At 64.0% G+C, this 21141-nt stretch carries 19 protein-coding genes, 2 tRNA genes and 1 pseudogene; 14 read left to right on the top strand and 8 right to left on the bottom strand.

Features of this window, described 5'->3' with window-relative positions; translation table 11 throughout:
* Positions 1-2: 2 nt before the first annotated feature.
* From trxB to E3O49_RS15820, 4 genes and pseudogenes are all read left to right on the top strand, one after another.
* Positions 3-977, top strand: a complete 975-nt coding sequence (gene trxB, locus E3O49_RS15805) for a thioredoxin-disulfide reductase (RefSeq protein ID WP_134365356.1) — start codon at positions 3-5, stop codon at positions 975-977.
* A gap of 11 nt (positions 978-988) precedes the next feature.
* On the top strand, positions 989-1312 hold the full coding sequence (gene trxA, locus E3O49_RS15810) for a thioredoxin (protein ID WP_134365357.1): 324 nt from the start codon (positions 989-991) through the stop codon (positions 1310-1312).
* Positions 1313-1433: 121 nt separating this feature from the next.
* Positions 1434-2797, top strand: a pseudogene (locus tag E3O49_RS15815) (aminotransferase-like domain-containing protein).
* Between the two features lie 41 nt (positions 2798-2838).
* Positions 2839-3795: a D-alanine--D-alanine ligase family protein gene (locus E3O49_RS15820; protein WP_134365359.1), complete on the top strand. Its 957-nt coding sequence runs from the start codon at positions 2839-2841 to the stop codon at positions 3793-3795.
* Between the two features lie 678 nt (positions 3796-4473).
* On the opposite strand, the gene E3O49_RS15825 is transcribed toward E3O49_RS15820, so the two are convergent.
* From E3O49_RS15825 to rpmH, 8 genes are all read right to left on the bottom strand, one after another.
* Positions 4474-5424, bottom strand: coding sequence for a ParB/RepB/Spo0J family partition protein (locus E3O49_RS15825; RefSeq protein ID WP_134451880.1), 951 nt, complete (start codon positions 5422-5424; stop codon positions 4474-4476).
* Entirely contained in the window at positions 5424-6362 is a 939-nt protein-coding gene (locus E3O49_RS15830) for a ParA family protein (protein WP_134365361.1), read from the bottom strand. Before E3O49_RS15830 ends, E3O49_RS15825 begins: the two co-directional genes overlap by 1 nt.
* Positions 6363-6460: 98 nt before the next feature.
* Complete coding sequence (gene rsmG, locus E3O49_RS15835) at positions 6461-7090, bottom strand: 16S rRNA (guanine(527)-N(7))-methyltransferase RsmG (RefSeq protein WP_134365362.1); 630 nt, start codon at positions 7088-7090, stop codon at positions 6461-6463.
* 14 nt (positions 7091-7104) lie between these two features.
* Complete coding sequence (locus tag E3O49_RS15840; RefSeq protein WP_134365363.1) at positions 7105-7620, bottom strand: Jag family protein; 516 nt, start codon at positions 7618-7620, stop codon at positions 7105-7107.
* A gap of 12 nt (positions 7621-7632) precedes the next feature.
* Entirely contained in the window at positions 7633-8604 is a 972-nt protein-coding gene (gene yidC / locus E3O49_RS15845; RefSeq protein WP_134365364.1) for a membrane protein insertase YidC, read from the bottom strand.
* 7 nt (positions 8605-8611) lie between these two features.
* Positions 8612-8923, bottom strand: coding sequence for a membrane protein insertion efficiency factor YidD (gene yidD, locus E3O49_RS15850; protein WP_134365365.1), 312 nt, complete (start codon positions 8921-8923; stop codon positions 8612-8614).
* A 6-nt stretch (positions 8924-8929) separates the two neighbouring features.
* Positions 8930-9313 (bottom strand): ribonuclease P protein component, encoded by a 384-nt coding sequence (gene rnpA / locus E3O49_RS15855; RefSeq protein ID WP_134365366.1) that lies wholly within the window; start codon positions 9311-9313, stop codon positions 8930-8932.
* Between the two features lie 8 nt (positions 9314-9321).
* Positions 9322-9459 (bottom strand): 50S ribosomal protein L34, encoded by a 138-nt coding sequence (gene rpmH / locus E3O49_RS15860; RefSeq protein WP_104100646.1) that lies wholly within the window; start codon positions 9457-9459, stop codon positions 9322-9324.
* Between the two features lie 398 nt (positions 9460-9857).
* On the opposite strand from rpmH, the gene dnaA reads away from it, so the two are divergent.
* From dnaA to E3O49_RS15910, 10 genes are all read left to right on the top strand, one after another.
* Positions 9858-11276: a chromosomal replication initiator protein DnaA gene (gene dnaA / locus E3O49_RS15865; protein WP_134365367.1), complete on the top strand. Its 1419-nt coding sequence runs from the start codon at positions 9858-9860 to the stop codon at positions 11274-11276.
* A 365-nt stretch (positions 11277-11641) separates the two neighbouring features.
* Positions 11642-12790, top strand: coding sequence for a DNA polymerase III subunit beta (dnaN, locus tag E3O49_RS15870; protein ID WP_134365368.1), 1149 nt, complete (start codon positions 11642-11644; stop codon positions 12788-12790).
* A 71-nt stretch (positions 12791-12861) separates the two neighbouring features.
* Positions 12862-13749, top strand: a complete 888-nt coding sequence (gene gnd / locus E3O49_RS15875) for a phosphogluconate dehydrogenase (NAD(+)-dependent, decarboxylating) (protein WP_134365369.1) — start codon at positions 12862-12864, stop codon at positions 13747-13749.
* A gap of 5 nt (positions 13750-13754) precedes the next feature.
* Positions 13755-14945 (top strand): DNA replication/repair protein RecF, encoded by a 1191-nt coding sequence (recF, locus tag E3O49_RS15880; protein ID WP_134365370.1) that lies wholly within the window; start codon positions 13755-13757, stop codon positions 14943-14945.
* Positions 14938-15426 carry a DciA family protein gene (locus E3O49_RS15885; protein WP_134365371.1) on the top strand — a complete coding sequence of 163 codons (489 nt, stop codon included), beginning with the start codon at positions 14938-14940 and terminating at the stop codon, positions 15424-15426. The genes recF and E3O49_RS15885 overlap by 8 nt, the downstream gene beginning before the upstream one ends.
* A 121-nt stretch (positions 15427-15547) precedes the next feature.
* Positions 15548-17524 carry a DNA topoisomerase (ATP-hydrolyzing) subunit B gene (gene gyrB, locus E3O49_RS15890; protein WP_134365372.1) on the top strand — a complete coding sequence of 659 codons (1977 nt, stop codon included), beginning with the start codon at positions 15548-15550 and terminating at the stop codon, positions 17522-17524.
* 64 nt (positions 17525-17588) lie between these two features.
* Positions 17589-20132: a DNA gyrase subunit A gene (gene gyrA / locus E3O49_RS15895; RefSeq protein ID WP_241976063.1), complete on the top strand. Its 2544-nt coding sequence runs from the start codon at positions 17589-17591 to the stop codon at positions 20130-20132.
* The gene (locus tag E3O49_RS15900) at positions 20125-20532 is read left to right on the top strand and encodes a DUF3566 domain-containing protein (RefSeq protein ID WP_134365374.1); all 408 of its coding nucleotides are present in this window, start codon (positions 20125-20127) and stop codon (positions 20530-20532) included. The genes gyrA and E3O49_RS15900 overlap by 8 nt, the downstream gene beginning before the upstream one ends.
* A gap of 83 nt (positions 20533-20615) precedes the next feature.
* Positions 20616-20689 (top strand) — tRNA-Ile (locus tag E3O49_RS15905).
* A gap of 45 nt (positions 20690-20734) precedes the next feature.
* A tRNA-Ala gene (locus E3O49_RS15910) sits at positions 20735-20807 on the top strand.
* Positions 20808-21141: the final 334 nt, after the last annotated feature.

The raw sequence follows: 21141 nt of genomic DNA on the forward strand, positions 1-21141 counted from the left end.
GCGTGCGTCAGATCATCATCATCGGCTCTGGCCCGGCCGGATTCACCGCCGCGATCTATGCCGCACGCGCCAACCTCAAGCCGCTGCTGATCGCCAGTTCGGTCGAGGCCGGGGGTGAGCTGATGAACACGACCGAGGTCGAGAACTTCCCCGGTTTCCCGGCGGGCGTCCAGGGCCCCGAACTCATGGCCAAGATGCAGGAGCAGGCCGAGCGCTTCGGAACAGAGGTCGTCTACGACGATGTGACCGAACTCGAACTCACCGGCACCACCAAGACCGTGACCCTCGGCAGCGGCGAGAAGCATGAGGCTCTCGCCGTGATCTTCGCCACCGGTTCCGCGTACCGCAAGCTGGGCCTCGACGACGAAGAGCGCCTCTCCGGCCGCGGTGTGTCCTGGTGCGCCACCTGCGACGGCTTCTTCTTCAAGGAGAAGACCATCGCCGTCATCGGCGGCGGTGACTCCGCCATGGAAGAGGCCACCTTCCTCACCCGGTTCGCGAGCAAGGTCTACGTAGTGCACCGCAAGGACACCCTTCGGGCCTCCAAGATCATGCAGGAGCGCGCGTTCAGCAACCCCAAGATCGAATTCGTCTGGAATTCCGAAGTGGCCGGCATCACGGGCACGGATGCCGTCGACGGCCTGGTCCTGCGCAACACGATCTCCGGAGAGGAAAGCCCGCTCCCCGTCGGCGGCATCTTCGTCGCCATCGGCAACGACCCGCGCACCCACCTCGTGCACAACCAGCTCGACCTGACCCCTGAGGGCACCATCGCCGTCGCCGGCCGCACCTCGAAGACCAGCCAGACCGGCATCTTCGCGGCCGGGGACGTCATCGACCCGACCTATCGCCAGGCCGTTACGGCCGCCGCATCCGGCACCGTGGCCGCCCTCGACGCGGAACACTATCTTGCTTCCCTGCCCGCGGACCTGCTGGCCAGCGCCGGCGAGACCGTCCTCACCACGTCCACGAACTAAGGAGAAACCACATGTCTGCACGCGCCGTCACCGACGTCACCTTCGACCAGGAAGTCATCAACAACTCGAAGACCGTTCTGGTCGACTTCTGGGCGGAATGGTGCGGCCCGTGTCGCGCCGTCAGCCCGATCCTCGACCAGATCGCCAGCGAGAACGCTGACAAGCTCGACATCGTCAAGCTGAACGTCGACGACTTCCCCGCCCTGGCTGCCAAGTACCAGATCACCTCCATCCCCGCGATGAAGGTGTTCCAGAAGGGCGAGGTCGTCCAGACCGTCATCGGCGCCAAGCCCAAGGTCGCACTCGAGAAGGACCTGGCCGCGTACCTCGCGTAACAGCAACACTCTCGTCTCCCTGAGGCGCAATGCCCGCCCGGCTCACGCCGGGCGGGCATTTTTTGTGATTCCGCCCGGGCCATACCCCATACGATTGAAACCTCACCAGATCGGAAGTGACGTGCCAGGACAGCGCTCCCCCCAGACCGGTAACAATCTCGACCCGTGGTACCACCACTACGCCGATCGAGCCGCCGGGCTGCGCGCCTCCGNTACCACCACTACGCCGATCGAGCCGCCGGGCTGCGCGCCTCCGAGGTCAGGGCGCTGTTCGCCGTGGCCTCCCGCCCCGAGGTCGTCTCGCTCGCCGGAGGCATGCCGTTCGTCGCCGCCCTGCCGCAGGAACTCGTGATCAACGCCATGGACAGCGTCATGCGACAGCAGGGTCCGGTTGCCCTGCAATATGGCTCTGGTCAGGGAGTTCCCGTGCTGAGAGAGCAGATCCTTGAGGTCATGGCGCTGGAAGGCATCCGTGCCCACGCCGACGACGTCGTCGTGACGACCGGTTCCCAGCACGCCCTGGAACTGGTCAGCAAGCTCTTCCTCGACCCGGGAGACGTCGTGCTGTCCGAGGGCCCCAGCTACGTCACCGCCATGGTCATCTTCAAGTCGTACCAGGCCGAGGTCGACCATGTGCCGATGGACGAGCACGGACTCATCCCCGAGGCCCTCCGCCAGCACATCGTGCGGCTGAAGGCGGCCGGCAAGACCATCAAGTTCCTCTATACGATCCCGAACTTCCACAATCCGGCCGGAGTGACCCTGAGCTGGGAACGCCGGGTGGAGATTCTCGAGATCGCCCGCCAGAACGACATCCTCGTGCTGGAGGACAACCCCTACGGGCTGCTGTACTTCGACCAGCCGGCACCGGATGCCATGCGCTCGCTCGAGCAGGAGGGCGTCGTCTATCTCGGCACGTTCTCCAAGACGCTCGCGCCCGGTTTCCGGGTGGGGTGGGCGCTGGCCCCGCACGCCATCCGGGAGAAGCTGGTGCTCGCCAACGAGGCCGCTGTGCTCTCGCCCAGCTCCTTCAGCCAGCTGGTCATCTCCGAGTACCTGGCCACGGCGGACTGGAAGGGCCAGATCAACACCTTCCGCGGGGTCTACCACGAACGCAAGAACGCCCTGCTGGGCGCTCTGGAGGAGTATCTGCCGGAGCTGACCTGGACCAACCCCAACGGCGGCTTCTACGTCTGGGTCACGCTGCCGGGAGGGCTCGACTCCAAGGCGATGCTGCCGCGCGCCGTCAAGGAACTCGTCGCCTACACGCCCGGAACCGCGTTCTTCGCCGACGGAGACGGACGCCAGAACATGCGTCTGTCGTTCTGCTATCCGACCCCGGGAAATATCCGGATCGGCGTGCGCCGCCTCGCCACCGTGATCAGGGACGAGCTCGACCTGCTCGAGACCTTCGCCGGCACGGGCTCGCTGGACCCCTTGCGCGAGAGCGCTCGATTCGGCTCACCGCCGCCCGAGACCGCCTAATTCTTCGACTTTCCCAGCTAGAGCAAGGAAAATACCTGATCATGAGCGATTTTTTGCCACTTGACATTGTTGTTCTCGCCGGTGGGATCTCCCACGAACGGGATGTGTCACTGCGGTCAGGGCGCCGGGTTTCCGATGCCCTGACCAGTCTGGGACACACCGTCTCGGTGCTGGACCCCCAGGCTGGGATGCTCGCCGAACTCACCCGGCGGAACCCCGATGTCATCTGGCCCGTCGTGCACGGTGCCACCGGCGAGGACGGCGCGCTTCTGGCCCTCCTGGAAACCACCGGCATCCCTCACGTCGGCTCCCAGGGCGGCCCGGCCCGCCTCGCCTGGTCGAAGCCGATTGCGAAGGAGCTTGTCCGCCGGGCCGGGTTCGCCACTCCGGATTCCATCGCCCTCTCCACCGACACCTTCCGCGACCTCGGCGCGGCGAGCGTGCTCGAGCACCTCCTGACCGCACTGCCGATCCCGCTGGTGGTCAAGCCCTCAGAGGGCGGATCCGCCCAGGGCGTCACGATCGTCGAGTCCGCAGCCGGCCTGCCGCGCGCCATGGTGGACGCGTACACCTACGCCACCGTGGCCCTGGTCGAAGAGCGGATCACCGGAACGGAACTCGCCGTCACCGTGATCGACCGCGGCCACGGTCCCGTGGCCCTGCCGGCCGTGGAGATCGTGCCCATCGACGGCGTGTACTCCTTCGAGGCCCGCTACAACGCGGGGGAGACCCTGTTCTACACTCCAGCCCGGATCCACCAGGAAATCGCCGACCGCGCCGCCGAAACCGCGGTCGCGATCCACCAACTGCTCGGCCTGCGCCACATCTCGCGGATCGACCTGATCGTCGACCCGGACGGCGTGCTCTGGTTCCTGGAAGCGAATGTGCTCCCCGGCCTGACCGAGACGTCCCTCTCGCCGCTGAGTATCGAAGCGACCGGCGAATCGCTCGGCGCCGTCTACGAGGCCCTCGCCCGGGCGGCGATCGCCGGGTCCTGACCGCGGCGACGCCGCCGAGCTCAATCGGACCGCGCGGTCCGCTGCAGTGTTTCACGTGAAACATGAGTTGCCAACCGTCTGGTCACGCCCGCCAGCTGATTCGCCTCCATTTCGACCTCCTCTGGCCCTCCTAAAGACCGTTCTGTTATCCCCAGCCGTCCCTTAGCATGCCTCCTGGTGACGCGAAAATGGTCAGAAAGACACCCCGGGTCTGGCGACCCAGGGCTTCGCGAAGAATAGTGACGCACTGTTGGGTCCCGCTCCTTCGATCAACGGAGACGGACCTGGCGCGGAGAGGGGTTCACTACGGACCCGTGGCACGTCCAAAACGCCCTGGTGGCCACCGCACCTCCCTGAACAAGGGACCGCTCAAGGACTACTCACTCTGATCACCGGCGCCCGCGCCGGGCCTGCTGCTGTCGGTGACGCTGTCGCTGATGTGACAGAGTCCCCACAGTTTCGCCACGGACGAGTCGGGCCGCGGCCATATGCAGAGCAACCGCGCCGGGGGTTTCACGTGAAACATTCCAGTCGGCCAGTTGCTCGCCCGTGGCCGAAGCGCCTCCGGCCAGGACACCGTGCACCTTGGACAACGGTGTACCCGCACCGAGCTGGACACTCTCGTATTACCGTGCCAAATGTTTCACGTGAAACATGTTCCCGCCGGGGGGGGGTGGGCTAGCTGGTTCCGAAGCCGGGTTCCCCCAGAACACCGAGGATGCGGTTAAGGTCGCCAATTGTAGCGAAATCGATTGTGATCTGGCCTTTTCGAACACCGAGATGAATCTTTACCCGGGTGTCCAGGCGATCTCCGAGGTGTTCGGCGATTTCGTCCAGGTGTCCCTGCCGCCGCCCGGCGGCCGGCCTCACCGGTGCCAGCCGAGGCAGGGAGGTGGAAGCGGCCTCCGCGGCGCGAACGGAGAGGTCCTCGTTCACAATCTTGTCGGCCAGCTGGAGCATGCCCGCCAGGTCGCCGACGGAGAGGATCGCACGGGCGTGACCGGCCGTCAGGACCCCGGCCGCGACGCGCAGCTGCACGGGTTCGGGCAGTTTGAGCAGACGAATGGTGTTGGTGATCTGAGGGCGCGACCGGCCGATCTTCGACGCGAGTTCGTCCTGGGTGATGCCGAAATCCGCGAGCAGCTGCTGGTAGGCCGAGGCCTCTTCGAGCGGATTGAGCTGCGCCCGGTGCAGGTTCTCCAGCAGGGCGTCGCGCAGCATGTCGACATCCGCGGTCTCACGGATGACGGCGGGGATGGTAGCGAGGCCGGCCTCTTTGGTGGCGCGGAGGCGGCGTTCGCCCATGACCAGCTCGAACTTGCCCGGCATCTCAGCGATCGGGCGCACCACGATGGGTTGCAGCACACCGACTTCCTTGATGCTGTGTACGAGTTCGGCGAGGTCTGTCTCGTCGAAGACGCTGCGGGGCTGGTGCGCATTGGGCACAATGTCGCCCGGATCCAGGTGAGCGAGGCGCGCACCGGGGACCGGAACCAGCTCCACGTTCGCCACCGGCCGGAGTTCTTCCGAGTAGGGGAAGAACACGTCGACGGGACGGGCCTGCGTCGGGTCATCGTGGATGGGAATCAACGCGCCGATGCCACGTCCGAGGCCTGTTCTTTTCGCCATTACTGAACTTCTCCTGTTTTCGGGGCGCCCCGGCGGGCGATTTCTGCTGCTGCTTCGAGGTAGGAGAGCGATCCTGCTGAGTTGAGGTCGTAGCTGATGACACTCTGACCATAGCTGGGGGCCTCAGAAACGCGTACAGAACGCGGAATGAGGGTGCTGAGCACCTGTTCCGGGAAGTGATCGCGCACATCCTGCGCCACCTGGTTCGCTAGATTGGTGCGGCTGTCGTACATCGTCAGCAGAATCGTCGACACGGACAGGTCGGGGTTCAGGTGTTTCTCGATCAGCTCGATGTTCTTGAGCAGCTGGCTGAGACCCTCGAGTGCGTAGTACTCGCACTGGATCGGGATCAGGACCTCGCGGGCGGCGACGAATGCATTGATGGTGAGCAGGCCGAGCGACGGGGGACAGTCGATGAAGACGTAGTCGTAGGGGTCGGCCATCGACTTCAGGTGCCGCGCCAGCGCCCGGCTGAGCCTCTGCTCCCGCGCAACCAGGGAAACCAGCTCGATTTCGGCGCCGGCCAGGTGGATCGTGGCCGGGACGCAGTACAGGTTGCCGAATTCCGGACTGCTCTGAACGACCCCGGCCATCTCCACGTCATTGACGATCACGTCGTAGACACTCGGGGTGTCGGCGCGGTGTTCCACACCCAGAGCAGTCGAGGCGTTTCCCTGTGGGTCCAGGTCGATCACCAGCACACGTGCACCCTGCCGTGCCAACGCCGCGGCCAGGTTCACCGCCGTCGTCGTCTTGCCGACGCCGCCCTTTTGGTTGGAGATCGTGATGACCCGGGTGCTGTCCGGCTTCGGCAGACGTTCCGAAGCGATCAACTGCCGGCGGCGGGTCAGATCCGAGATCTCCCGGGCCAGGGGAGTGGTGTCGTCGTACCCTGCGGCGGTCTTGCTGACTTGCTGGGATTCGCCAGGATGTTTCACGTGAAACCTTTGCGTTCGACGATTGATGAGCCATCCGACGGGCGACCCGGTTGTGTCTCACCACTGAAAAACGCAGACAAGACGCAGACACCGGGGACCTAATCCACTGTAGCCCTTATGACCCTCGTCACGTCCTGCAGCACGCCCTCGCCGAGCGTGATTACCTCAACATTGCTGAGACGGTACTTGCGAACAGCCTTCGCGGCGGACTCCACCTCGGCGGTGGCGCCCGCACCCTTCATCAGGACCAGCTCACCACCGGACCGCAGCAAGGGGGCGGTCAGCGGGATCAGCGTGCGGAAGGCGCTCACCGCGCGGGCGGTCACCTGGTCCAGAGGGCGGGAGAGTCGCACCTCCTCTGCGCGGGCCCGAACGACGCTCGTGTTCGAAAGCCCGAGCGCGGCGACCTGGGAGTTCAGCCATGCCACCCGGCGCTCCATCGGTTCGATCAGAACGAAGGTCACGTCCGGTCGCGCGATCGCGAGAACCAGACCGGGCAGCCCGGCGCCGGACCCGACATCGCCGACCAGGCCCGGTCGAAGCAGGGGAGCGACAATGGCGCAGTTGAGGATGTGGCGGCTCCAGAGCCGCGGCAACTCGAGCGGCCCGATCAGGCCCAGCTCTTCGCCCTGAGCCGCCAGGTTCTCCACGAACGCTCGCGCCACCTCGATCCGGTCCCCGAACAGGACGGCCGCCGCGGCGGGCTCGACCTCAAGTGCGTCAGTCAATGTTTCACGTGAAACTAGGAAGCGGAGATGACCGTGTGGCGGTCCCGGCCCTCGCCGCTGGACTCGGACACATAGCCCGCCAGGGAGACCAGGTCGTGCACGAGCTTGCGTTCGTACGAGGACATGGGCGGCAGGGCGGCCTCGGAGGCACCGGCTTCGATGCGCTCCACCGCGCGGGCCACCAGAGACGCGAGTTCCGCCTGGCGGGCGTCGCGCGATCCACCGATGTCGAGGATCAACCGGGAGAAGGAACCGGTCTTGTTCTGCACGGCGAGCCGGGTCAGCTCCTGAAGAGCATTGACCGTGTCCGGCTTGGACAGCAACCGGAGGTTCGCCACGTCCGCGGAGTTGACGGACAGGTAGGCCCGACCGTTGCGCGCGTCGATGTCGATGTCCCCGTCGAGGTCGCAGATGTCGAGGAATTCCTCGATGTAGTCGGCGGCGATATCCCCCTCCTGCTCGAGCTGGTCGAGGCTGGGGGAGTCGTCTGCCGGGGCATCCGCGGCGATCACATCTGAGTTCTCAGTCACGTTCGTCTCTTCTTACTTCTTGGGGCCGGTTTGCTTCTTGGCACGATTCTTCGCAACCGGCTGCTGACGCTGGGGCTTCTTGGGTTCTTCAACCACGATGATCTCACCGTCGGGGGCGATCAGTTTGCCCTTGCGCGCGAGACGCTCCTCGCGGGCCTTGGCGGCCTCGCTGCCGGGCGTCGGCATGTTGCGGATGACCAGGAACTGCTGGATCATCGTCCAGATGTTGGACGTGAGCCAGTAGAACATCACGCCGAGGGGGAAGGCGACACCGGAGAAGGCGAAGACGAGGGGGAGCAGGTACAGCATGATGCGCTGCTGCTTGAACATGGGGCTCGCCTTGGTTTCCGGCGACATATTCTTCGAGACGATCTGAAGCTGGGTGATGAACTGTGACGCGGTCATCAGCACGACCATGGTGGCTGCAATGATCATGACCGTGGCGTTAAAGTCCTGACCAGACGTCATTTTGGTCCACTGGGAGGCGAACGAGTCGTGCAGTGGGGCGTTGCCGAAGAGGAGGGCGTTGCCGAAGCTCTTGGCGAGATCGCTGTTCAGTGGCCCGACGCCGGCCTGGCTCTTCTGGGCGTCGTTGAGCACCGAGAACAAGGCGAAGAAGATCGGCATCTGCAGCAGCAGCGGCAGGCAGGAGCTCAGCGGGTTCGTGCCCGTGCGCTTATACAGCTCCATGGTCTCGCGGGACATGGCCTCGCGGGAGAACTGGTCCTTCTTGCCCTTGTACTTGTCCTGGATCTTCTTGAGCTGCGGAGCAACCTCGAGCATCTTGCGCTGGCTCTTGATCTGCCGAACGAAGATCGGGATCAGGGCGGCCCGCACCACGATGACGAGGCCGACGATGGAGAGCACCCAGGTGATGCCGTCGTTGTAGCCCATCCCCATGTTGGAGAACAGCCAGTGGAAGGCGACGAGCAGAAGCTCGACGGCCCATTTCAGAGGCCAGAGAATCGTACCTAGGAGGTCCATCTTTGCGTCAGCCCTTTCCGTGGCTCGCTGCGATAACAAAACCAAACGGCGTCACGGTGTAGCGACGCTTCCGCTTGAGGGGAACGTCATCAATCCCGCCTTCGGTCCATGGATGACATCGGCCCAGCCGGAGCGCGGCTCGAGCTGAACCCACGATGAGTCCGTATTCCTGAACGGCGCCGAGTGCATACGCCGAACAGGAGGGGTAGTACCGGCAGACATCGCCGTAAAGCGGGGAGATCACGGCCCGATATGCCCGCAGGAGCAGAACCCCCGCGTTGCGGGGGAGGAGCAGCAGTGTTACCAGGACCCTGTTCACCGACGTTTACCGACTCTCTCGAATCGCGCTCGTCGGTTTGACCCTGGAACCGTTGTTGCGCTGGTATTTCTCCAGTGCCTCGGACAGTTCTGCGCGCAGGGTCGACCATTCGGCGTCGGTCGCGGAGGGCAGTGCGCGGATGACGACATCCGTTCCCGGGCGCACGGCCGACAGCAACTCGAAACTCGCGGCTTTCAGGCGGCGCCGAACCCGGTTGCGCCTGACGGCGTCACCGACGTTCTTCGCCACGATGAACCCGAACCGCACGGGGACCCCATCGGGGTTCCTGCGCAGGTAGGTCACCAGGTGTGGGCCAACGACCCGCACACCCCGGCGAACGACTGCTTTGTAGTCGTCGCCGCTGGTGATGCGATTGGCCCCCGCGAGCACGAGAGTGCTTAAGCGGAAAGTTCGATGCGACCCTTGCGACGGCGAGCACCCAGAATTGCGCGGCCGGCACGGGTCTTCATGCGAAGGCGGAAGCCGTGCACCTTGGCGCGACGGCGGTTGTTCGGCTGAAACGTTCTCTTGCTCATGGTTTTGTCTCCACGTGTTAAATCTCCGTAGGCCAAACTGAGCGGCCGGGAAAGAGTGAGGTAGCCCTCGGGCTGGGGTCAACTGATTAAAACTACGGCTTCGACCGGTGCTGGTCAAACTCGCAGTCCCTGAACAGTTGGTTTTACACACATTCTCGCCCTTTTCCGTCATCGACACGCGCACGAACTGCGAACGAATTTGGCCTCACCGTCGGTGATTGGCTACCGTGAGACAAAGTTATCCACAGGTTTTCAACAAACCCTGAGAATTCGGCCTTATTTGCACACAGGCGGTGGATAACCTTGTGGATGCTTTGGCTGGATCACGCGTTCGGAGTCGGGCACAGCCCTCGATCTCTCTCGCCGTAGAAGGCAACAATTAGAGATACGGGGAAACCATGGCCACCGAAGAACAGCCGATCGAGGAGACCTGGCGGTCAGTACTGACCAGTCTGGAATCCGATGACACCATCACACCGATGCTGTACGGCTTTCTCAATCTGGTCGAACCCAAGGGAATCGCTGCCGGCACCTTCTACCTGGAGGTGCCCAACGAATTCACGGCGAGCATGCTGAACCAGCGTATGCGCGTTCCGCTGCTCACGGCGATGGGCCAGCTCGACGAGTCCACTGCGGTCTCGACCTTCTACGTCGTGGTGAATCCTGAATTGGAACAGGAATCGATCCGACCGGTCCACGAGTCCTCGTCCGCACCCGATGTGGAGACCCCGGCAGCCCCGCAATCGGTTTTCGAGAGCACATCGCCGGAGCGACCGCACGACACCCGGCTGAATTCGAAGTACAGCTTCGACAATTTCGTGATCGGCCAGTCCAACCGTTTCGCCCATGCCGCGGCCGTCGCCGTCGCCGAAGCGCCGGCTAAGGCATACAACCCGCTGTTCGTCTACGGTTCCTCCGGACTGGGCAAGACCCACCTGTTGCACGCCATCGGCCACTACGCGATGAGCCTGTACCCCGGCATCCGTGTTCGGTACGTGAGTTCCGAGGAATTCACGAACGACTTCATCAACTCGATCGCGAACAACCGGGGCTCCGCCTTCCAGTCCCGGTACCGCAACATCGACATCCTGATGATCGATGACATCCAGTTTCTGCAGGGCAAAGCGGAAACCCAGGAAGCCTTCTTCCACACCTTCAACACCCTGCACGACCACAACAAACAGGTCGTCATCACCAGCGATCTGCCGCCCAAGCACCTCACCGGTTTCGAGGACCGCATGCGCTCACGGTTCGAGTGGGGCCTGATCACGGATGTGCAGGCGCCCGACCTCGAGACCCGGATCGCCATCCTGCGCAAAAAGGCCCAGAGCGAGAAGCTGCAGGTCCCCCACGACATCCTGGAATTCATGGCCTCCAAGGTCTCGTCGAACATCCGCGAACTGGAAGGAACACTCATCCGGGTCACGGCATTCGCCAGCCTGAACCGCACCCCTGTCGACATGGACCTCGTGCAGACCGTGCTCAAAGACCTCATCACCCTCGACGAGGACAACGTCATCGCTCCGGTGGACATCATCACGAACACGGCCGACTACTTCAAGCTCTCGGTCGACGACCTCTACGGCTCCTCCCGCTCCCAGGCCATCGCCACGGCGCGCCAGATCGCGATGTACCTGTGCCGTGAGCTGACCAACCTCTCCCTGCCCAAGATCGGCCAGCTGTTCGGCAACCGCGACCACACCACGGTCATGTACGCCAACAAGAAGATCAGCGAACTGATGAAGGAACGACGCTCGATCTACAACCAGGTCACAGAGCTCACGAACCGCATCAAGCAGAACCACCGCTACAAATAAGTCCCTTTCGACCCAGTTTTCACACCTGTGGATAAACCTGTGGAAACACTTTGCACAACTGGGTTCAACCTGTAGAAACTCGGGTCATGCCTGTGCAAACTCGCTCGGGGCCTCCGAGGGCCCACCGCCGAGGAGCGATTAACGCTCACAGGCTGCTAACAAGTCACACGGTTGTAGTTCCCAGTCAGGGAACCGTATCCACAAAGTTATCCACAGTTTCCACACTGGTTAAGAATATTAACAATTAACTTCTATCTCTCTCGATCCAACAACCTTTAGTGCCACCGCCGGTGTCACGGGGTCCCAACAAAAACACGACTACCATTGAGGCCGTATCCAGGTCTAAACCGAACAGGAGCGACTTCGTGAGATTTCAGGCCAACCGGGACGTCTTCAGTGAAGCCGTCTCCTTCGCTGTCAAGCTTCTTCCCCAGCGCACCACGTTGCCCATTTTGAGCGGCGTGCTGATCGAAGCGACCGCAACCAGCCTCATCCTCTCCTCGTTCGACTATGAGGTTTCGGCGCAGACCGAGATCGCCGCTGATGTCGAAGAAGTGGGCAAGGTACTGGTCTCCGGCCGACTCCTCGCGGACATCGCCAGCCGGATGCCGAACGCTCCGGTGCACTTTTCCACCAACGAGTCCCGCATCACGGTCAGCTGCGGCAGCGCGAGTTTCACCCTGCTGTCCATGCCGGTTGAGGAATACCCGAGCATCCCGCAGGTCAGCGCGCAGTCCGGGCTCGTTCCGGCCGAAGAATTCTCCGCCGCTGTCGCCCAGGTCGCCGTTGCCGCTTCACGCGACGACGTGACGCCGGTCATCACCGGCGTGCAGCTGCAGATCACCGAGAACAGCCTCAGCCTCGTCGCCACCGACCGTTACCGGGTCGCGGTCCGGGAGATCGACTGGGACCCGGGCAGCACCACAAGCACGGACACCATCACGGCCCTCGTGCCGGCACGCACTCTTCAGGAGGTCGGTAAGACGTTCGGCCACAGCGGCACCATTTCGATCGCCATTACGAACACGGACGACCGGGAACTGATCGCATTCACGGCCGACAAAAAGACCGTCACGTCACTGCTGATCAAGGGGAACTACCCGCCCGTGCGCCGGCTGTTCCCCGAGAACGTCGACAACTACGCGGTCATGAACACGGCAGATCTGATCGAGGCCACCCGGCGCGTCCAGCTTGTGCTCGAGCGTGAGGCCGCCCTCCGCTTCACCTTCACCGCGGACGGTCTCACCCTCGAAGCGGTCGGATCCGAGCAGGCGCAGGCCTCCGAGACGATCGACGCGATCCTCTCCGGCACCGACACCGTCGTGTCGCTGAAGCCTCAGTTTCTCCTGGACGGCCTCGGCGCCGTGCACTCGGAATTCGTTCGCATCTCGTTCACGAAGACCGAGAACCCCAACAAGCCCGGCCCCGTGCTGATCACCAGCCAGACCTCACGCGAGCAGGCCGGCGCCGACAGCTATAAGTACCTGCTCCAGCCGAACCTGCTGCTGCGCTAGGCCGATCAGCCAGCTACCACCCAGCAGCACTAGAAAACCGGCAGTAAACCGGCAGCACTTAAAGGACAACAATGCACATTGGCATCATCGGTCTCGGCAAAATGGGCGCGAATATGCGCGACCGTCTCCGTGAGCGGGGTCACGAGGTCACGGGCTACGACCGGAACGCCCAGGTGTCGGATGTGGCCGATGTAGCCCAGCTGATCGAGGCACTTCCCGCCCCCCGTCTGGTCTGGGTGATGGTGCCCGCCGGGGCCGTGACGGATGCCGTGATCACCGAGCTGTCGGGAGTCCTGACGGCCGGGGACCTGGTCATCGACGGAGGCAATTCCCGCTTCACGGACGACTTCGTCCATGCTGAACTCCTGGCCGCCAAGGGAGTGCACTACATCGACGCCGGGGTCTCGGGCGGCGTGTGGGGACTGACGAACGGTTTCGGCCTGATGGTGGGCGGTTCGGCCGAGCAGGTCGAGCGGGCCATGCCCGTCTTCGACGCACTGCGCCCGGAAGGACCACGTGAAGAGAGCTTCGTGCACGCCGGCGAGGTCGGCGCCGGTCACTACGCCAAGATGGTGCACAACGGCATCGAATATGCCCTGATGCAGTCATACGCCGAGGGCTATGAACTGTTGGAGAAGCGCGACGATTTAATCAAGGACGTTCCGGGCATCTTCAAGGCCTGGCAGCGTGGAACGGTCGTGCGGTCCTGGCTGCTCGAGCTACTGGTGAAGGCCCTGGACGAGGATCCCGAACTGCGCGAAATCGAAGGTTTCGTCGAGGACTCCGGTGAAGGCCGTTGGACGATCGAAGAAGCCATCAACAATGCCGTTCCTGTCCCCACGATCAGCGCAGCCATCTTCGCGCGGTTCGTCTCCCGACAGGACGACTCGCCGGCCATGAAGGCGGTCGCGGCGCTGCGCAGCCAATTCGGTGGTCACGCCGTCAAAAAGGCCGACTGAGACGGGTGCGGGTAACTCACCTGTCCCTGACCGACTTCCGCAACTACGCGCAGGTCGAAGTGGCGTTCACGCCCGGGCCCAACCTCATTGTGGGCCGCAACGGCCAAGGCAAGACGAACCTGGTCGAAGCCCTCGGCTTTCTGAGTACCCTGAGCTCTCACCGGGTATCGAATACGGCGGCCATGATTCGCGCCGGCCAGGATGCCGGGATCATCCGGGCGAAGCTCGAGTACAACGGGCGCGACATCCTGACCGAGGTTCAGATCAACCGGTCCGGCCAGAACCGGGCCCAGGTCAACCGGTCCGTGATCAAGACCCGGGAGCTGACACGCTATTTCTCGAGCGTGCTGTTCGCCCCGGAAGACCTCGCGCTCGTGCGCGGAGACCCGTCCGGGCGCCGGCGCTTCCTCGATCAATTGCTGGTGCTGCGCAGTCCGCGGCTCACGGGCGTCCTAGCGGACTATGACCGGGTGCTGCGCCAACGCAACACCCTGTTGAAGTCGGCCAGGGCATCCGGACTGCGCACCACGCAGCTGGGGACGCTGGAAATCTGGGACGACCGCCTGGTGTCGCTCGGTTCCGAGATCATCGACGAACGCTCCGAACTCGTTCGCCTTCTCGGCGAACCACTGGGCACGGCGTACCAGGCCGTCGCCGGTGAGAATCACGGCCCCGCACTGGTGCCCCTGCTCAGCATCACCGGGGCGGACAGCGAAGACGAAGCGGCCGGCGAAGTAACCCCGCCGCCCTCGTCCGGCACCGGGCCAGACGGATCGATCGGCACGAACACCGCGGGCACGACGGCGGATGCTTTCCGGACGGCCCTGGCCGGGCTGCGCCGTAAGGAAATCGACCGGGGGATGACCCTGGTCGGGCCGCACCGCGACGACGTGATCTTCATGCTCAATGCCCTGCCGGCCAAGGGCTATGCCAGCCACGGTGAGTCCTGGTCATTCGCGCTCGCCCTCAAGCTCGCGTCGGCCGAGTTATTGCGGCGCGATTCTGCCACGGGCGACCCGGTGCTGATCCTCGACGACGTCTTCGCCGAACTGGACCTGTCCCGCCGCCGCCGGCTGGCGGCCGCCGTCACCGGTTTCGAGCAGGTTCTGATCACCGCCGCGGTGCTCGAGGATGTTCCCGAGGAGTTGACGGCACACACGATCCACATTCACGCCGGGGCGGTCGTCGATGGCTGAGCCGAGCGAGGCATCCAGGGTCTACCTGCGATTCAAAGACGTGTTCGGCGATCCCAACGCGAAACGGATCCGCGCACGGCGGAGACCCGGCCCCGAGATCGGCTCGAGTGTTCCCTTCGGCGCGGGTCGGGACCCCCGGGGACTGGGCGACACCATTAACTCCCTCACCCTGCAGCTGGGCTGGAATTCACCGCTGGCCCAATCCGAGCTGCTGGCCTCCTGGATCGAGTTGGCCGGCGAGGAAACGTCGAAACACTCCACTCCGGCCGGAATCGACGAGGGTGTGCTGACGGTGCAGTGCGAGTCGACCGCGTGGGCGACGCAGCTGCGCATGATGCGGGTCGAAATCATGACTCAGATCGCGGTCCGTTACCCGGATGCCGGCATCGAGTCAATCCGTTTTCAGGGGCCCAACGCCCCCTCCTGGAAAAAGGGTCCCAGATCAATTCCAGGGCGCGGTCCGCGCGATACCTACGGCTAAGTAGCCAAAACAGGTCAACCCCGCGAATAAAACCTCTCAGATGCCCGTTTGTGGCCCGTACGCTTGGCCCGTTTGGTAAGCTAAAGGGTCGCCCGCGCGACGGTCAGGAGCCCAATTTCAGATGTCAGTTGAACCACAGATCGAGCCGGAGCACGGATATGGTGCCGACGATATCCAGGTTCTCGAGGGACTTGAAGCCGTTCGCAAACGACCCGGAATGTATATCGGTTCCACCGGTCCGCGCGGTCTGCACCACCTGGTCTATGAGATCGTGGACAACTCCGTCGACGAGGCCCTCGCCGGCCACTGCGACACCATCGACATCAGAATCCTGTCGGATGGCGCCGTTCGCGTCGCCGATAACGGCCGTGGCATCCCGGTCGACATCCACAAGGCGGAGGGCCGTTCCACCGTCGAGGTCGTCCTGACCGTTCTGCACGCCGGCGGCAAGTTCGGCGGCGGCGGCTACGCGGTATCCGGTGGTCTGCACGGCGTCGGCAGTTCCGTGGTCAACGCTCTGTCGTCCCGCCTCGAGGTCGAGGTGCGCCGACAGGGACACGTCTGGCGACAGAGCTTCGCCGATGGCGTGCCCAACGCCCCGCTCACGATGGACGAACCTTCCGACGAGACCGGCACGACCATCACCTTCTGGCCGAGCGCGGAAACCTTCGAGACCATCGAATTCGACTTCGAGACCCTGCGCGCGCGCTTCCAGCAGATGGGATTCCTCAACAAGGGCCTCAGCCTGACGCTCACGGACGAGCGGCCGGAGCACCTCGACGACGAGGGCAAGCCGGTCAGCCGCACGTTCCTCTACGAAAAGGGCCTCGTCGACTACGTCGAGTACCTGAACCGGGCCAAGAAGGCCGACCTCGTCAACGACGAGATCATCTCCTTCGAGTGGGAAGACCATGAGCGGAAAATGGCGCTCGAGGTGGCCATGCAGTGGACCACCGCGTACACCGAAAGCGTGCACACCTACGCGAACACGATCAACACCCACGAGGGTGGCACGCACGAAGAAGGTTTCCGAGCCGCGCTGACCACGCTCGTCAACAAGTACGCTCGGGAAAAGGGAATCCTGAAGGAAAAGGATGACAACCTCACCGGCGACGACGTGCGGGAGGGTCTGACTGCCGTCGTGTCGATCAAGCTGGCCGAGCCGCAGTTCGAGGGCCAGACAAAGACCAAGCTGGGCAACACCGAGGCGAAGTCCTTCGTGCAGAAGGTCGCCAACGACCAGCTGTCCGACTGGTTCAACCGCAACCCGAACCCGGCGCGGGAGATCATCCGCAAGGCGCTTCAGGCGTCCAACGCGCGCATGGCCGCCCGCAAGGCGCGCGAGACCGCCCGGCGCAAGGGCCTCCTCGAGGGCGGTGGCATGCCCGGCAAGCTCAAGGATTGCCAGAGCAAGGATCCGTCCCTCTCCGAGATCTTCATTGTCGAGGGTGACTCGGCCGGCGGGTCCGCCGTGCAGGGCCGTAACCCCGAATTCCAGGCCATCCTGCCGCTTCGCGGCAAGATTCTGAACGTGGAGAAGGCGCGACTCGACCGTGCCCTCGGCAACGCCGAGGTTCAGGCCATGATCACCGCGTTCGGCGCGGGCATGGGCGAAGAGTTCAACCCGGACAAGGTGCGGTACCACAAGATCGTTTTGATGGCCGACGCCGACGTCGACGGCCAGCACATCACGACCCTGCTGCTCACATTGCTGTTCCGGTATATGCGTCCCCTGATCGATCTGGGGTACGTCTATCTGGCCCAGCCGCCGCTCTACCGCCTGAAGTGGGCGAACTCGGCGCACGAGTACGTCTACTCGGACCGGGAACGCGACGCGCTGCTGGCCGATGGCGCCGCGGCCGGCAAGCGCATCCCGAAAGACAACGGCATTCAGCGCTACAAGGGCCTCGGCGAGATGGATTACAAGGAACTGTGGGAGACCACCATGGCTCCCGAGTCCCGCACGCTGTTGCAGGTCACCCTCGACGACGCTGCCGCCGCCGATGAAATCTTCTCCACCCTGATGGGCGAGGACGTCGAGTCCCGCCGTAACTTCATCCAGAAAAACGCGAAGGACGTGCGTTTCCTTGACATCTGACGACATTAACACCGGCGACACCAACACCCCGGGCGAGGGCAGCACCGAGGTCGATGCCGCGTCGCTGGCAGCAGACACCGCCGCCAAGGCCGCGCACCTCGTGCAGCACGGCAAGATCGACCAGGTCGATCTGCAGCTGGAAATGCAGCGCTCCTACCTCGACTACGCGATGAGCGTCATCGTCGGGCGCGCGCTGCCCGACGTGCGCGACGGCATGAAGCCCGTGCACCGCCGCGTCATCTACGCCATGTTCGACGGCGGCTACCGCCCGGACAAGGCCTTCTCGAAGTGCGCCCGCGTCGTCGGCGACGTGATGGGCCAGTTTCACCCGCACGGCGACTCCTCGATCTACGACGCGCTCGTGCGCCTCGTGCAGCCGTGGAGCCTGCGCTACCCGCTGGCCCTCGGCCAGGGCAATTTCGGTTCTCCCGGCAACGACGGCGCCGCAGCCCCGCGGTACACCGAAACCAAGATGGCTCCGCTCGCGCTCGAGATGGTGCGCGACATCGACGAGGACACCGTCGACTTCCAGGACAACTACGACGGCCGCACCCTCGAGCCCACCGTGCTGCCCTCGCGGTTCCCGAACCTGCTGGTGAACGGCTCGGTCGGTATCGCCGTGGGAATGGCCACCAACATCCCGCCGCACAACCTGCGCGAGGTGGCGGCCGGTGCCCTGTGGTACCTGGAGAACCCCGAGGCGACCCGGGACGAGCTGCTCGAAGCGCTGATCCAGCGCATCAAGGGCCCTGACTTCCCCACCGGCGCCCAGATCCTCGGAATCAAGGGCATCCAGGATGCCTACCGTACCGGCCGCGGATCCATCACGATGCGCGCCGTCGTCAGCATCGAGGAGCTCCAGGGCCGCACCTGCCTCGTGATCACGGAACTGCCGTACCAGGTCAACCCCGACAACCTCGCGATCAAGATCGCCGATCTGGTCAAGGACGCCAAGATCGGCGGCATCGCCGACATCCGGGACGAGACCTCCGGCCGGACCGGCCAGCGCCTCGTGATCGTTCTCAAGCGAGATGCCGTCGCCAAGGTCGTGCTGAACAACCTCTACAAGCACACCCAGCTGCAGGAGAACTTCGGCGCGAACATGCTCGCGATCGTCGACGGGGTGCCGCGCACCCTGTCCCTGGACGGTTTCATCGCCGCCTGGGTCGCTCACCAGGTCGAAGTGATCGTTCGGCGCACCCAGTTCCGCCTGAACAAGGCCGAAGCGGATGCGCACATCCTGCGCGGGTATCTCAAGGCCCTCGACGCCCTCGACGAGGTGATCGCGCTCATCCGTCGTTCTGCCACGGTCGACGACGCCCGCACCGGCCTGATGGAACTGCTCGACGTGGACAAGCTCCAGGCCGACGCCATCCTGACCATGCAGCTGCGCCGCCTGGCCGCGCTCGAACGCCAGAAGATCATCGACCAGGCCGCCGAGCTGGAACTGCTGATCGTGGAGTTCAAGTCGATCCTTGCCAGCCCGGAGCGCCAGCGCACGATCATCAGTGAGGAACTCACCGAGATCACCGACAAGTTCGGCGACGACCGGCGCACGGAGATCATGTTCGGGTTCGACGGCGACATGTCGATCGAAGATCTCATTCCCGAAGAGGAAATGGTGGTCACGGTCACCCGCGGCGGCTACATCAAGCGAACCCGCAGCGACAACTACCGCAACCAGCACCGCGGCGGCAAGGGCGTCAAGGGCGCCCAGCTGCGCGCCGATGACGTGGTGGAGCACTTCTTCGTCACGACGACGCACCACTGGCTCCTGTTCTTCACGAACACCGGGCGGGTCTACCGCGCCAAGGCTTACGAGGCCCAAGAATCCGGCCGTGACGCCAAGGGTCAGCACGTCGCCAACCTGCTCGCACTGCAGCCGGGCGAGCAGATCGCGCAGATTCTGGACATCCGTGACTACGGAGTGGCCCAGTATCTGACCCTGGCCACGCGAGACGGGCTGATCAAGAAGACCGCCCTCAGCGAGTACGACACCAACCGCACCGGCGGCATCATCGCGATCAAGCTGCGCGAAGGTGACGAACTCGTCTCCGCCCTGCTGGTCGAGGACGACTCCGACCTGCTGCTCGTGTCCCGCAAGGGCATGTCCATCCGGTTCACGGCGTCCGATGAGGCGTTGCGGCCGATGGGACGCAGCACCTCCGGCGTGATCGGCATGCACTTCCGCGGCGCCGACAGCCTGCTGGACGCATCCGTGGTCTCTGACGACGGGTATGTCTTCGTGGTGACCGAGGGCGGGTACGCCAAGCGCACCGCCGCAGACCAGTACCGCCTGCAGAACCGCGGCGGCCTGGGCATCAAGGTGGCCAAGCTCAATGACGACCGCGGTGACCTGGTCGGCTCCCTCATCGTCGAGGAGGAGGACGAGGTCCTGGTGGTACTTGCCAGCGGCAAGGTGGTACGCTCTGACGTCTCCGAGGTCCCGGCCAAGGGACGGGATACGATGGGCGTGGTCTTCGCCAAGTTTGCGGATGAAGACAGAATCATCGCCATTGCGAAGAACACTGAGCGTAATCTGGTCGCCGAAATCACCGCGGGCGACCCGGAGAGCGTCTTAGGAGAGGAAGAGCCCGTAAATGAGTAGTGTCGCCGAAAAGCTCGCCAAGAAGTCCGGACGCAAGCCGGCCACGACCAAGCAGGTCCGGCTCAAGCTCGTCTACGTCGACTTCTGGTCCGCGGTCAAGCTGTCGTTTCTGGTCGCGCTGTGCCTCGGCATCGTCACCATTGTCGCCACGTTCCTGATTTTCACCGTTCTGAACGGCACTGGAATCTTTGACAAGATCGACGCCCTGTACACGGACATCGCAGGTTCCTCCTCGGACCTGGCGAGCATCCTCTCGATCGGGAACGTCATGGGGTTCGCCTTCGTGGTGGCCATCCTGAACACCGTCGTCATCACCGCATTGGGAGCCGTGTACGCGGTTCTGTACAACCTGAGCGTGAAAATCACCGGCGGTTTGCTCGTCGGTTTCACGAACAACTAGTCTCGGGTCATCCCGATCGGGCCGATTTCCGGCTCGATTGGGATTTACCCGCCGCATCGGGTAGTCTCAAATCTGCCCAAGAGGGGGATATAGCTCAGTTGGTTAGAGCGCTTCGCTGATAACGAAGAGGTCCCAGGTTCAAATCCCGGTATCCCCACGTAGCACTGCACACATGCTTCAATTCCACTCCCCGTGATCATGCGGGGCCATAGCTCAATTGGTAGAGCGCCTGCTTTGCAAGCAGGAGGTCCGGGGTTCGATTCCCCGTGGCTCCACAGTAGAAACGCCCGGCCCCGCTTGCGGGGCCGGGCGTTCTTCATTCTGCGGCCCACTGCTGATGAACACGGTCGGGTAGGAGTCACAGCAGGCCTCACAAGCCTCAGCAGCCTCACCAGCCTCAGCAGCCTCAGCAGCCTCAGCAGCCCCGCAATGGCCTCCTGGTCACTCCCGGCGCCTTCCGCGCACGCTCACGAGCCTGACACGACTGTTGGCGGCTAGTCGGTTGAAACCGTGGCCTGGGGGTGGGCGCGGGTCCTGGCCCGGTTGCCGCGGCCGGCACCGCTGGCCCGGTGGGCGCGGTGGTCCTGGCCCGGTACCCAGGTGCGGGCC

Origin of the sequence: Cryobacterium shii (assembly GCF_004402595.1) — a bacterium.
Classification (GTDB): Bacteria; Actinomycetota; Actinomycetes; order Actinomycetales; family Microbacteriaceae; genus Cryobacterium; species Cryobacterium shii.

What these genes read in the sequence shown, in the direction of transcription:
- trxA (WP_134365357.1), top strand. Translation starts at nt 989, where the DNA reads ATGTCTGCACGCGCCGTCACCGACGTCACCTTCGACCAGGAAGTCATC.
- E3O49_RS15820 (WP_134365359.1), top strand. Translation starts at nt 2,839, where the DNA reads ATGAGCGATTTTTTGCCACTTGACATTGTTGTTCTCGCCGGTGGGATC.
- E3O49_RS15825 (WP_134451880.1), bottom strand. Translation starts at nt 5,424, where the DNA reads ATGGCGAAAAGAACAGGCCTCGGACGTGGCATCGGCGCGTTGATTCCC.
- yidC (WP_134365364.1), bottom strand. Translation starts at nt 8,604, where the DNA reads ATGGACCTCCTAGGTACGATTCTCTGGCCTCTGAAATGGGCCGTCGAG.
- rpmH (WP_104100646.1), bottom strand. Translation starts at nt 9,459, where the DNA reads ATGAGCAAGAGAACGTTTCAGCCGAACAACCGCCGTCGCGCCAAGGTG.
- dnaA (WP_134365367.1), top strand. Translation starts at nt 9,858, where the DNA reads ATGGCCACCGAAGAACAGCCGATCGAGGAGACCTGGCGGTCAGTACTG.
- gnd (WP_134365369.1), top strand. Translation starts at nt 12,862, where the DNA reads ATGCACATTGGCATCATCGGTCTCGGCAAAATGGGCGCGAATATGCGC.
- E3O49_RS15885 (WP_134365371.1), top strand. Translation starts at nt 14,938, where the DNA reads ATGGCTGAGCCGAGCGAGGCATCCAGGGTCTACCTGCGATTCAAAGAC.
- gyrB (WP_134365372.1), top strand. Translation starts at nt 15,548, where the DNA reads ATGTCAGTTGAACCACAGATCGAGCCGGAGCACGGATATGGTGCCGAC.
- E3O49_RS15900 (WP_134365374.1), top strand. Translation starts at nt 20,125, where the DNA reads ATGAGTAGTGTCGCCGAAAAGCTCGCCAAGAAGTCCGGACGCAAGCCG.